This window comes from Actinophytocola sp., assembly GCF_035762905.1.
Lineage (GTDB): Bacteria > Actinomycetota > Actinomycetes > Mycobacteriales > Pseudonocardiaceae > DASYTH01.
In genome coordinates this window covers 35,519-47,439 of record NZ_DASUCC010000103.1, presented here as the reverse complement: position 1 = coordinate 47,439, position 11,921 = coordinate 35,519, and the positions used below count along the sequence as shown (strand labels likewise).

General features: G+C 70.7%; 12 protein-coding genes. 6 read left to right on the top strand and 6 right to left on the bottom strand.

The genetic code is table 11. The annotated features are described in order from the left end of the window. Positions 1-9 precede the first annotated feature (9 nt). Positions 10-828 (bottom strand): class II aldolase/adducin family protein, encoded by an 819-nt coding sequence (locus VFV67_RS23050; protein ID WP_326472698.1) that lies wholly within the window; start codon positions 826-828, stop codon positions 10-12. Between the two features lie 25 nt (positions 829-853). After that, positions 854-2,410, bottom strand: a complete 1,557-nt coding sequence (locus VFV67_RS23045; protein ID WP_326472697.1) for an FAD/NAD(P)-binding protein — start codon at positions 2,408-2,410, stop codon at positions 854-856. 399 nt (positions 2,411-2,809) lie between these two features. Between VFV67_RS23045 and VFV67_RS23040 the strand changes: the two genes are divergently transcribed. From VFV67_RS23040 to VFV67_RS23030, 3 genes are all read left to right on the top strand, one after another. Further along, positions 2,810-3,829 carry a helix-turn-helix domain-containing protein gene (locus tag VFV67_RS23040; RefSeq protein WP_326472696.1) on the top strand — a complete coding sequence of 340 codons (1,020 nt, stop codon included), beginning with the start codon at positions 2,810-2,812 and terminating at the stop codon, positions 3,827-3,829. Between the two features lie 101 nt (positions 3,830-3,930). Next, the gene (locus VFV67_RS23035; protein WP_326472695.1) at positions 3,931-5,436 is read left to right on the top strand and encodes an FAD-binding oxidoreductase; all 1,506 of its coding nucleotides are present in this window, start codon (positions 3,931-3,933) and stop codon (positions 5,434-5,436) included. Between the two features lie 17 nt (positions 5,437-5,453). After that, on the top strand, positions 5,454-6,278 hold the full coding sequence (locus VFV67_RS23030; RefSeq protein WP_326472694.1) for an AfsR/SARP family transcriptional regulator: 825 nt from the start codon (positions 5,454-5,456) through the stop codon (positions 6,276-6,278). Positions 6,279-6,292: 14 nt separating this feature from the next. On the opposite strand, the gene VFV67_RS23025 is transcribed toward VFV67_RS23030, so the two are convergent. Continuing rightward, on the bottom strand, positions 6,293-7,363 hold the full coding sequence (locus VFV67_RS23025) for a peptidoglycan-binding domain-containing protein (protein WP_326472693.1): 1,071 nt from the start codon (positions 7,361-7,363) through the stop codon (positions 6,293-6,295). A 134-nt stretch (positions 7,364-7,497) separates the two neighbouring features. Between VFV67_RS23025 and VFV67_RS23020 the strand changes: the two genes are divergently transcribed. After that, positions 7,498-8,184, top strand: coding sequence for an SDR family oxidoreductase (locus VFV67_RS23020; RefSeq protein WP_326472692.1), 687 nt, complete (start codon positions 7,498-7,500; stop codon positions 8,182-8,184). Position 8,185: 1 nt separating this feature from the next. Here the strand turns inward: VFV67_RS23020 and VFV67_RS23015 are convergent, their stop codons facing one another. Then, positions 8,186-9,004: an SDR family oxidoreductase gene (locus VFV67_RS23015; protein WP_326472691.1), complete on the bottom strand. Its 819-nt coding sequence runs from the start codon at positions 9,002-9,004 to the stop codon at positions 8,186-8,188. A gap of 60 nt (positions 9,005-9,064) precedes the next feature. Between VFV67_RS23015 and VFV67_RS23010 the strand changes: the two genes are divergently transcribed. Together VFV67_RS23010 and VFV67_RS23005 are read left to right on the top strand one after the other, a co-directional pair. Beyond that, on the top strand, positions 9,065-10,036 hold the full coding sequence (locus VFV67_RS23010; protein ID WP_326472690.1) for an FAD-dependent oxidoreductase: 972 nt from the start codon (positions 9,065-9,067) through the stop codon (positions 10,034-10,036). Between the two features lie 91 nt (positions 10,037-10,127). Beyond that, positions 10,128-10,805, top strand: coding sequence for a DUF4328 domain-containing protein (locus VFV67_RS23005; protein WP_326472689.1), 678 nt, complete (start codon positions 10,128-10,130; stop codon positions 10,803-10,805). Positions 10,806-10,814: 9 nt separating this feature from the next. Here VFV67_RS23005 and VFV67_RS23000 read toward each other — a convergent pair whose 3' ends face one another. Beyond that, positions 10,815-11,300: a DUF1269 domain-containing protein gene (locus VFV67_RS23000; RefSeq protein WP_326472688.1), complete on the bottom strand. Its 486-nt coding sequence runs from the start codon at positions 11,298-11,300 to the stop codon at positions 10,815-10,817. A 122-nt stretch (positions 11,301-11,422) separates the two neighbouring features. Further along, entirely contained in the window at positions 11,423-11,869 is a 447-nt protein-coding gene (locus VFV67_RS22995) for a DUF7144 family membrane protein (protein ID WP_326472687.1), read from the bottom strand. Positions 11,870-11,921: the final 52 nt, after the last annotated feature.

Sequence of the window (11,921 nt, the reverse complement as noted above, 5' to 3'; positions counted from 1 at the left end):
GGGTGCCGGCTACTCCTCGAGCAGGTCCGGCTGTTCCTCGGTGATCTCCTGATATCGCAGCTGGAAGCTGAACCAGCCGAGCTGCTCGTCGCCGAAGCCGTCCTTGGCGGCCCTGGCCTGTGCCGGACGCAGCGCGCGCGGCCGGCCCGCCGCCATCGCCAGCAACTGCGTGTGCGCGCAGCCGTCGTAGCTGAAAAACCAGTGCACCGCCTCCTCGATGGTGGCGCCGACCGTGATCAGACCGTGGTGCGCCAACAGGATCGCCCGCCGTTCGCCGAGTTTCTCGGCGATGTCCTCGCCCTGCTCGGCGGAGATGGACGGACCCCGGTAGTCGGTGTAGAGCACCTGGTCCTGGTAGAACGCCGCGGACTCCTGGTCGAGCGGCTCGAGCAACCGGTGCAGCGAACCGAGGGCGCGTACGTGTGGAGTGTGTGCGTGCGCGGCCGCGTCGGCGCGCGGAGTCCGCCGGTGGATCGCCGAGTGGATGACGAACGCGCTGGGGTTGACCGGAAACCTGCCGTCGACCACGGTGCCGGTGTGGTCCACGCAGATCAGGTCGCGGACCTTGACCCGGTTGAACGAGACCCCGAACGGGTTGACCCAGAACCGGTCCGGGTGCTCCGGATCTCGTACCGAGATGTGCCCGGAGATGCCCTCGTCGAACTCGTACTTGCCGAACAGGCGCAGCGCCGCGGCCAGCCGCTGCTTGCGGTGCCGCCGTTCGTCGGCCGGGTCGTCGAAGACCGGGCGGCTCGGCATCGGCAGGCCGGTGTGCGTGTCGGCCAGGTACGCCGGCCGCTCCGGCTGGGCTAATGTGCTTGCACTCACGGATGAATCTCCCCTTCGTGGATACTCACGCGGACAGCTGCACCGGTTCGGCGTACCGGCGGCGCAGCACGCGCACGTTGGTCAGCCGGCTGGCCCGGGACGCCAGGTCGGTGCGGATCGAGCCGACGATGTCCACCGACCGGTCCACAAGCGACTGGATGCCGAACGTGAAGAACAGCGAGCCGGCCGCCGGGTCGCCGAGCGCGTGCAGCCGGCTGTCCGGCCGGTTCCGCACGGTCAGCCGGCTGGTGGCCCGCTCGACCCGCACCCCGCCGTGCGGGTGCGGCTCGGCCAGGTCGGCCGCCACCAGCGACCGGATCAGCGGTGTCGCGCCCGCGGGATGACTACGCAGCCGGCAGTTCACCGCGTTGATCACGTAGTCGGCCCGCAGCGCACCGGTCGCGGTGTGCACGGTGAACCGGTCGCCCTTGACCTCGATGTCGCGCAGGTCGCGTACCAGCTCCAGCTGCCCGGAGCGGATCAGGCCGAGCAGCACCTGGGCGCTGGCCGGGGACATCGGGCAGCACAGGCTCATCATCGTGCGGTGGTGCCGGTCCAGCACCCGGTCCTGCTCGGCGTCCGGCAGCAGCGGCCATACGTCCGGCCCGGCCTCCGGTACCGCCTGCTGCAGGATCCGCAGGCCCATCCGGCGCGACGTGACGCCGGCGAGCTGGCGGCGCAGCCGGGTGGCCGGTTCCTCCCGCTCCACCGCGGTGATCTCCGCGTGGACCGTGTCCGGGTTCTCGCCGGCCGCGGTCAGCTCGGCGCCCATGATGCCGGTCAGCTCGGCAAGGGAGGTGTTCTCCCCGCGGGCGGCGGCCGCACGGAACCGGACCGGGGTGAAATGCAGCAGCCCGTGCGGAATCGGCCGCTGCCGCACGCTGGGCAGCACGCCCCGGCGGGACAGCAACCGGATCCGGCCGCGATGACCGGAGCGGGCAAGCACCCGGACGATGTCCACGGCGGTCAGCCCGCTGCCGATCACGCCGACGGTGGCATCCGCCGGGATGTCGCGCATGGTTCGCATGGCCGGGTACGGATCGGCGATGTACCGGTTGGATCCGGTCAGCGAGTACAGGTCCTCCGGACCGTTGCCACCGAAGCAGAGCACCGCATAGTCCACATAGGACATGTGGCCGCGCTCGGTGGTCACGGTCAGGCCGCCGGCCGTGGGTACCGCGTCCAGTACCCGGTCGCGGACCAGTTCGACCCGCCAGCCCCGGTCGATCAGCCTGGTCATGGCCGAGCGGGCGGTCTGCTCGAGATAGTCGCCGTACACGCCACGCGGTACGAACGCCATGCCCGCCAAGGGATCCCAGTACCGGCCATAATGGCCGGACCGGGTTCCGGTTGAGTCGAGCCAGTTCTGGAAGTGGTTCGGGGACCCGGCACGCACCGACATGTCCCCGGGTGGGGCGTTGACCCGAATGACGTCCAGATCGGCCTGGTAGGGCCGGCCCCGCCACAAATGGGACGACGGTTCGAAGACCGTAATGTGGCCGCGCGGCATATCCTTCCGCTCGGCCAATGTGTCGAGTAGACACACTGCGGAGGCACCACCTCCGACTACTCCGATGGTCATAGGCGTTGACATTGCGTTTCACCTCGGCAATCATGCGTAACGCCTGAGCGCCGGTCGCGCCCGTTGCCGGCCGGCCCCCCGGCGCCGGCAACCGAGTCCGCCGATTGTGACGAGCGGTCTGATGTCTCAATCACGACTTGAGGCTATCTCTGGTATAGCCCTCGGGACTGGTCATTACGCGCTTGAGGAGTTGCGTATTTGTGCACCGGTCCACGTCGTCTGCCCCGCCCGACTTCGTCACGCAGCGTGGCAGGCCGCATGTCGGCCATGCTACGCCACTACCCAGCGTATCGGACAGGGCGCGGGGTAGCGTGTCAAGCGAGCGCGGAGTGAGCGTCGTAGGATCGAGTTCTGACGCAGGCGCAAACCGGGAATGTCGCATTGCGGGGGTAGAAGCTTATGGCCAGCCGATCGGTCGTGCAGAATCGCACCACGGATTCAGGCAGGCCAGATCGGCGTTTCGACAGGTGGCGGGAGCAGGTGCGAGACGCCTGCGGCGAGGCGCTTCAGGTGACCGTCGATCGGGACGCGTTTGCGAGCGGAACGATACTGACCTCTGCAATCGGCAACTTTCGGATTTCGCTGATCTCCGCTGATCCCCATGCGGTATTCCTGTCGCGCCGCCGGGCCTCGGAGGACGACGGCCATGTCTACGTCACAGCGCCTTTACAGGGCCGGGCCGAGGTCAGCCAGGACGGCGGGCACGCGGTCGTCACTCCGGGCGACGTGGTCACGTTCGACAGCAGCCGTTCGTACGCACTCGAGATGCCCGAACCCTTTCAGATGGTTGCGCTGCGCTTCCCGCACCGCCTGATCGGCCTGAACCCCGGTGTCACAAGCAAGCTGACCGCCGACCCGTGGCCGAGCACGGCGAGCCTTGCCGTGCTGGTCAGTCAGACCCTTGAGACGTTGGGAACGCAGCTGGAGAACTGGGATCCGGTGGTGGCCGAGCCGCTGGGCGCCACCATCGGCGGGCTCATCACCACGCTGTTCGCCGACCGGTTGCGCAGTGGCGCGGATCACGATCCCCTTGCGGCGCGCCAGATGCTGATGCTACGGGTGCAGACCTTCGCGCGGGAGAACCTGAGCGACCCCGCGCTCAGCCCGGCCATGCTCGCCAAACGGCACAACGTCTCCCTGCGCTACCTGCAGGTTCTCTTCGCCGCGCAGGGCGCCAGCCCGGCCAGGTGGATCCGGGACGAGCGGCTCGCCGGTCTGCTCGCCGACCTGAACAACCCCGCCAACGACCACCTGACCGTCGCCGCCCTCGGCGAGCGCTGGGGCCTGGTGGACGGATCCCAGATCAGCCGGCTGTTCCGGCAGCGGTACGGGTTGACCCCGCGGGATTTCCGCAAGTTGCGCCAGCACGGCACCGAGATTGCCGACCCGCACAGTGTGCTGCCGGACTGCTGCGGCTGAGCGCGTCCGGTCCCGATGCGCGAATTGCGCACAGCACATGCGCTTTACCGGCACCCCAGGCATCTTCGCCGTTCTACCGTGAGGTCAGTGGAGGTGCCCCGATGGACGTGCTCAACCAGATCGAAGCCGAAAACTTTGCGGTGGTCGCGAATGGTGGGACGCACCGGTCCGTGCTCGACGCCGCCGCCCGCGTGGTGGGTGCCGACCGGGTGATCAGTCCGGATGCCGCACCGCTGCGCCTCGGACCGAACGTGGGCCGGTTCCGCGCGCGGAACGTGCTCGGTGTGATCCGGCCGCGCGGTGCCGACGAGGTGCGTCAGGTCATCGAGATCTTCGCCACATCCCCGCATTCCGGCGCGCTGCACCCGGTGAGCACCGGCCGCAACTGGGGGCTCGGGTCGCGCGAACCGGCCACGGACAACGCGGTCGTTCTCGACCTGAGCGGTCTGGACCGGATTCGCGGCATCGACCTGACCGGTGGCTGGGCGGTGGTCGAGCCCGGGGTGACCCAGGGCCGGCTGGCGCACCGGTTGCTCGGTACCGAGCGGACGGTGAACCTGACCGCCTCCTCCATGCACACCAGCGTGGTCGGCAACGTGCTTGACCGCGGCGTCGGACTCCGGTCGCAGCGGGTGGACGACCTGCTCGGGCTGGAAGTCGTGCTGCCGGACGGAGAGCTGATCCGGGTCGGCTGGTGGCCCGACCCGGACCGGCCGGCGCCGGTCTACCCGCACGGTCTCGGTCCGGACCCGCTCGGCATGTTCGTGCAGTCCAACCTCGGCGTGGTGACCGCGGCGGCGGTTCGGTTGCCGCCGAGGCCGGAGGCGGTCCGGGTGGTGCGGCTCAACTTCGCGCCGGAGCGCCTGGCCGCGGTGATGGACGTGCTGCGCCGCTGGGTGGCCCAGGGTCTCGCGCGCGGGGTTCCCAAGGTGTACAACCCGGTCGCGGCCCGGCCGTACCGGGGCACCGAGGGGAAGTTCCTGGCGCACGTCTGTGTCGAGGGCACCGCTGCGGCGGTCGACGCGCTGTCCGCGCTGGTCACCGCCGAGGCGGCGGCAACCGGGCTGTTCTCGGAGATCTCCGACACCGACAGCGCGGATCCCGGTGGGGACAACCACGAGGTGGCCACGCTGGTCGAGCGGAGCTACGCCGGCGTGCCGGACACCGACGACGTGCTGTTCCGGGCGAAGATGCGCCGGCCGGGCGCGGAGGTGGACCGGTGGGGCGGCGGGTTCCTGTTCTTCCTGCCCATGGTGCCGTTGTCCGGCGCGGCCGTCGCACACGCCCACGAACTGCTCGACCGGGTGCACGAGAACAGCGGGATCCGTTGCGGCACAACGCAGAACCTGCTCGGTCCGGATCTGGTCGACTTCGTGGTGACGATGCGCTTCGAGCCGGACGCCCCGTCGGTGGAGCGCGCCCACCGCGCCCTGGAACTGATGTACGGGCTGTTCACCGAGGCGGGCTTCGTCCCGTACCGGCTCGACGTGGACCACGCGGGCTGGATGGACCGGCTCAGCCCGGATCCCGCCGCCCGGCGATTTGTTCGGCGACTGAAGGAAATGCTCGACCCGGACGGCGTGATCGCGCCGGGTCGGTACAGCTGAGCGTGATGGAGAGAGTGATGGAGTTCAATGTGCTCGGACCGCTCACGGTCCACCAGCGGGGCGCCGACCTGGCACCGTCCGCTCCCAAGCAACGGCAGATGGTCGCCCTGCTCCTGCTCAACCCCGGTCATGTGGTGTCCATGGGGCAGTTCATGGACGAGCTGTGGGACGGCAACCCGACGCCCACCGCGGTCGCGTCGGTGCACTCCTACATCATGCGGTTGCGCCGTCTGCTGTGTGACCGGCCGGGCGACGGGCCGACTCCCGGTGCCCCGCGCCAGCGGCTGGTCACGCTGGACCGCGCGTACCGCCTCGAGGTGCGGTCCGGCGAGCTGGACCTGGACGTGTTCCACGACCGGGCCCGGGTGGGCGCCGCAACGCTGGACCGCGAGGAGTACCGGCTGGCCGCCGCGCAGCTGCGCGCCGCGCTGGACATGTGGCGCGGCCTCGCCCTGCCGGACGTGGTGCGCGGACCCCTGCTGCACCCGGCGATCCGGGACCTGGAGGCCACCCGGCTCGAGGTGCTCGGCCAGCGCATCTGGGCCGACCTGCAGCTGGGCCGGCACCACGAGCTGATCAGCGAGCTGGCCGCGCTGGTCTGCCGGCATCCCACCAACGACGTGTTCGCCACCCAGCTCATGCTCGCCCTGCACCGCAACGGCCGGCGCGCCGAGGCTCTGGACACCTTCCACCGGCACCGCGCCGCGCTGCGCGAGGAACTGGGCGTGCCGCCGCAGCCCCGGCTGCGCGAGCTGTACACCGACATCCTCACCAGCAACCCCCGGCTCGAGCCGGCGACCACCCCGGCCCGGCCGGACCTCGTCGAGGCCCTGGCCTCCTAGGACCGGCGGGCGAGCTACTCGGCGTAGACCCGGGCCAGCATCTCCCAGGTCTTCTCGCCGCACACGCCGTCGTCGGTCAGCGAGTGCTCGCGCTGGAAGGCCTGCACGGCCATCTCGGTGGCGATGCCGAAGTCGCCGTCGATCGTGCCGTGGTAGTGGCCGGTGTGGGTGAGCCCGCGCTGCAGGTAGCTGACGTGCTCGCCGGTGTCGCCGCGCCGGATCGAGCCGCGGATGCCGCCGTACTCGCGCCACTGGTCCTCGATGTTGCGGCCGGTCTCGAACGCGTCGGCCTCCTCGGGCAGCCGGCGGTACGGCTCGTACTGCCCGCTGTTGTAGACGTTCTGCGTCTCCGCGGCGCCGCTGCCGTAGAAGCTCTCGTAGCCGGCCAGCGCCTCGTCGGTCGCGCCGTCCGCGGTGGACTGGGTGATCGCGGTGGCGACCGCGTATTCGGCGATATAGCGCGGAATGCTCATCGATGCCACCAGCGCGTCGGCGTCCTGCCCGAGCCCGGCCTGGGCCCGCGCCTCGCGGAAGGTCAGCTCGGCGTGCCGGCTCTCGTGGTAGATCGTGTTCGCCACCTCGCCGAGCTGCTGCTCGTTGAGGGTCTCGACGTAGGCCTCCGCGAACTGGTCCGGGTTGACCGCGACGTGCCACTGGTTGGTGGAGCGGAACTCGGCGAGCGTGCTGGTGCCGGACAGGCCCGGGTCGAAGTCGTAGGACGGCTGCGGCACGCCCAGCTCGGTCAGCTCCTGGATCGCCGCGCTCATCAGCCGGTCCAGCCGGTCGCGCGGCGCCATCGAGCTGTGCATCGTGCCGTAGGCGCTGGCCACGTAGTCGTCGACGTGCTCGTCGGCGCGCAGCCCGGTCTGCGAGCCACTGAGCCCTTCCAGGCTGCGCCAGGTGTCCGGGCCGACCGTCCCGTCATTGCGCAGGCCGGCGTCGTCCTGGTACTTCGTGACCGCGACATGGGTGCGCCAGCCGAAGTCGCCGTCGATCGCGCCGCCGTAGTAGCCGCGCTCGTGCAGCAGTCGCTGGAGCCGTTCGACCTCGGGGCCGTGCGACCCCTGGCGCAGGGTGGTGGGCATGGTTGTTCCCCTTGACGTCGGTGGCCGCGGGCCCGGCCGCTGTAGGTCCACTGTCCAACCGGGCCGGACACTCCCGGTACGCCCGAACGGGCAGCCGGCGGGGCCGATCTCGGTGCGCGGTCTACGGTGTCGGCATGACCGACCGGCCACTGGCTCTGGTCACCGGGGCGTCCCGGGGCATCGGGGCCGCCATCGCGCACCGCCTTGCCGGCAGCCATGATCTGTTGCTCGGCGGCCGGGACGCCGGCGCCCTGGCCGCGGTCGCGTCGGCGTTGCCCTCGGCCCGGCCATGGCCGGTCGAGCTGACCGATGCCGCGGCCCTTGCCGAGGCCGCCGCCAGCGTGCCCCCGCTGGACGTGCTGGTGCACTCCGCGGGCGTGGCCCGGCTCGGTCCGCTGGCCGACGCCACCGAAGCCCAGTGGCGCGAGACGTTCGCCGTCAACGTGATCGCGGTCGCCGAGCTGACCCGGCTGCTGCTTCCGGCGCTGCGCGCCGCCCGCGGCCACGTGGTCCTGATCAACTCGGGTTCCGGCCTACGCGCCAACCCGACCTGGGGGGTCTACGCGGCGAGCAAGTTCGCCCTGCGCGCCTACGCCGACGTCCTGCGCGCCGAAGAGTCCCCGCACGGACTCCGGGTCACCTCCATCCACCCCGGCCGCACCGCCACCGACATGCAACGCTCGGTCCGCGACTTCGAAGGCGCCCCCTACCAACCCGAGCGCTACCTGCGCCCCGAATCGGTCGCCGAGGTCGTGCACACCGCCGTCACCGCCACCCGCGACGCCCACGTCCACGAGATCGTCCTGCGCCAGCCGGAGTAGCTCACTCCCCGGCGAGCAGGCGGGCCTGGTAGCGGCGCATGCCGCGCAGCCAGCGGTCGTAGTCGGAGGCCTTCTGCCGGTACATCTCCAGAACGCGTTCGTGCGGCAGGATCAGGAAGCGCTCGTCGGCCATGGCTTCCAGGACGATGCCGGCGACCACGTCGGGTTCGAGGACGTCGCCGGCCGACGTGACGGCCCGGGTGGCGGCGATGCCGAGCGGGTCGCCGGACTCCTCGCCCGCGTGCAGCAGTTTGGTGTTGACGCCCATCGGGCACAGGCAGCTGACCCGGATGCCCGCGTCGCCGTAGGTGACCGAGAGCCACTCGGCGAAGGCGACGGCGGCGTGCTTGGTGACCGAGTAGACCGGTGAGCCGATCTGGGTGAGCAGGCCGGCGGCCGACGCGGTGCTGACGAAGTAGCCCTCGCCGCGTTCCACCCAGCCGGGCAGCAGCAGTTGGGCGGCGCGGACGTGCGCGCGCACGTTGACCTCGATGGCCTGATCCCAGAGGTCCTCGGTGGCCGCGAGGCCGCCGCGGCCGGTGATGCCCGCGTTGGCGAAGTACAGCTCGACCGGCCCGAACGCGGCCTCGGCGCGGGCGATCAGGTCGCGGATGCAGTCGTGCGCGGACACGTCGCCGCCGGCGGCGACGGCGTGGCCGGGATGCGTCCGGTTGATCGCCGCGGCCACCTCCGACGCGGCCGCGGCATCGATGTCGGCCACCAGCACCCGTGCGTCCTCGGCGGCCAGCCGGGCGGCGAGCGCGCCGCCGATGCCGCCCGCGCCGCCGGTCACGATGGCAACCCGTCCCGTCACGTTCACCGCTGTCTCCTCCGGGGGAAAGAGCACGTCGTCGGTCAACGGCCAGCATAGGGTGGGGTCGTGGCGCGTCCCGGAGATGATCAGGTCGTGGTGGTCGGCGCCGGGGTCATCGGGTTGACCACGGCCATCTGCCTGGCCGAGGCCGGGCGGACGGTGCGGGTGTGGACCGACCGGCCGCCGCTCGCCACCACCTCGGTGGTCGCCGGGGCGATGTGGGGGCCGTCCATGCTGGAGCCGGCGGCGCAGACGCTGCGCTGGACCGAGTGGTCGTTGCACGAGTTCACCGAGCTCGCCGAGGATCCGGAGACCGGCGTGCGGCTGGTGCCGGTGCTGACCGTCGGCGACGCGCTCGGCGGCGAGTTGCCGCCGGAGGCCCGGCTGATCCCCGAGCTGCGCCCGGCCACCCCGGACGAGCTGCCGGCCGGTTTCCGCACCGGCTTCCGGTCGCGGATGCCGCTCGCCGACATGCCGCGCTACCTGCCCTACCTGGAGCGCCGGCTGGCCGCGGCCGGCGGCGTGCTCGAGCAGCGCACCGTGGCATCGCTCGCCGAGGCGGCCGCCGAGGCGCCGGTGGTGCTCAACTGCTCCGGTCTCGGCGCCCGCGAACTGGCCGGCGACCCCGAGGTGCGCCCGGTGTTCGGCCAGCACGTCATGCTCACCAACCCCGGCCTCGACCGGCTGTTCCTCGAGCTGACCATGGCGCCGGAATGGGTGAGCTTCTTCCCGCAGCCGCATCGGGTGGTGTGCGGCGGGATCCGGATCCCGGACCGCTGGGACACCACCCCCGACCCGGACCTCACCGAGCGGATCGTCGAACGCTGCCGGCGGGTGGAGCCCCGGCTGCGCGACGCCGAGGTGATCGAGACGGTCACCGGCCTGCGCCCGGTCCGCCCGGCGGTCCGGGTCGAGGCCGAGCGGCTCGGCGCCGCCCTGGTCGTGCACAACTACGGCCACGGCGGCAACGGCGTCAGCCTGTCCTGGGGCAGCGCCCGAGCCGCCGCGGAGCTGGCCGGAGTGCGCGCCGGCCGTTGAGTCCGGTACTGCGCCGAAAATCACTCTTGCCCAAGGCGGTCCGGCGGGTCGAGGATACGGCTTCACGTTTTCAGCGACTGGGGGATGGGCCTTGATCGAGCAAGAGAACGTCGGCGCGCCCGTGCGGCTGCGTCCCGTGGCCGGCGCCGGCTACGCGGCCGCGGTCCTCATCGGACTCCACATCGTCACCGCCGTCGTGGCATCGGCGGCCACCTGGCACGGATACGGACTGGTGCGGGATTACATCGCGGGCGAGGACAGCGTCACCCTCGCCGACCTGGACGACGCGGACAGCCTCGTCGTGGCGACCTCCTGGGCTTCGGTGCTCTCGTTGCTCGCCGCAGGCGTCGTGTTCACGGTGTGGCTGTGGCGGGCCCGGCGCAACGCCGAGCTGCTGTGCCCGGCGCCGCACAGGTGGCGCATGCACTGGATCATCACCGGGTGGTTGCCGATCGCCTGGTTCTTCGTTCCGCGCGGCGTGGTCGACCAGGTGCACCGGGCGAGCCGGCCGGACAACCACCCCGACCTCTTCGATCTGCAGAGCGTCCCCGGAGCCCGGCTGGTCAACCTGTGGTGGGGACTGTTCCTGGGCGGCTCCCTGGCCAACAGGCTCTCCGGCCGGCTCTGGGAGAACGCGGACACCGTGGCGGGGCTGCACACGGCGGTGATCACGGAGAGCGTCGGATGTCTGCTGGTCGCGTCCTCCGCGGTGCCGCTGATCATGATCATGCGGCAGATCAGCCTGTGGCAGGTACCCCGTCCACGGTGACGTGCACGGCTACTCGCCGAGCATCTCGCGCAGCGCCTTCTCCTGCTCCGCGGTCAGGTTGGACTGGATCAGGTGCGGGTTGTGCTCGGCGATCGCCGGCTGGACCTTGTCCGCGACCGCGCCGCTGGACAGCAGGAACAGCGCCGAGGTGCCCGGCGTGACCTGGTCCCGCACCGCCTTGATGAAGTCGTCGTCGATGCCGACGTCGGTCAGTGCCCCGCCGAGCGCGCCCGCGGCCGCGCCGACGGCGGCACCCAGGAACGGAACGAAGAAGATCAGGCCGAACAGCATTCCCCAGAACATGCCACCCATCGCGCCGATGCCGGCCATGTTGCGCAGTTGGCGGGTCTTCGGCTTCTTCCGGTCCGTCGGCCAGGAGACCGTTGCCGCGTCGTGGAGGTTGATCAGCTCCTGCTTGGCCAGCATCTCCAGAGTTCTGACGGTGTCGTCGGCCGCCGTCGGATTGTCGAACTTCCAGACCGTCAAGGTCGCCATTGTTGGATCCTCCGTAGATCGGTGGTCGTACCATTCCGGAGCCTCTCCACCGGCGACTCCGGACTTCCTCACACAAGCGGGGTGAGGTGCCGCGACCGGCCGTCCGGCCGCGGCCCCCTGGGTCAGGTCTTTATCGCGTATGGCCGGGTCAGCGACCAGATCACCCAGACGTCGAGAGCGATGATCACCAGCGACCAGATCGGGTAGTACGGGATGAAGAAGAAGTTCGCGATCCCGCTCAGCACGGCCAGCGTCATCGCCACGATTCCGGCCCAGGTGGCCCTGGTGAACAGGCCGTAGCCGGCGATCGCAAGGCCGATGCCCAGAATGAGATGAATCCAGCCCCACGCGGTGATGTCGAACTTGAAGGTGTAGTTATCACCGACCACGTAGAACTGGTCGTCGAAGAGCGCAACCAGACCGGCAATCGCCTGGAAAACGCCGACCATCAACATGATCGTCGCAGCGAAGGTGATACCGCCGATCGCCCATCCGGAGACGGGCTTGCCCTGCTGCTGCTCGGAATCGTAGGAAACCATCGCAGTCCTTCTCTCTGCCTGCGTCGGCACCGGCTCGGCGCCGGCGTTTCGCCGACGCTAGGACCGTCCCGCGGGCACCGGC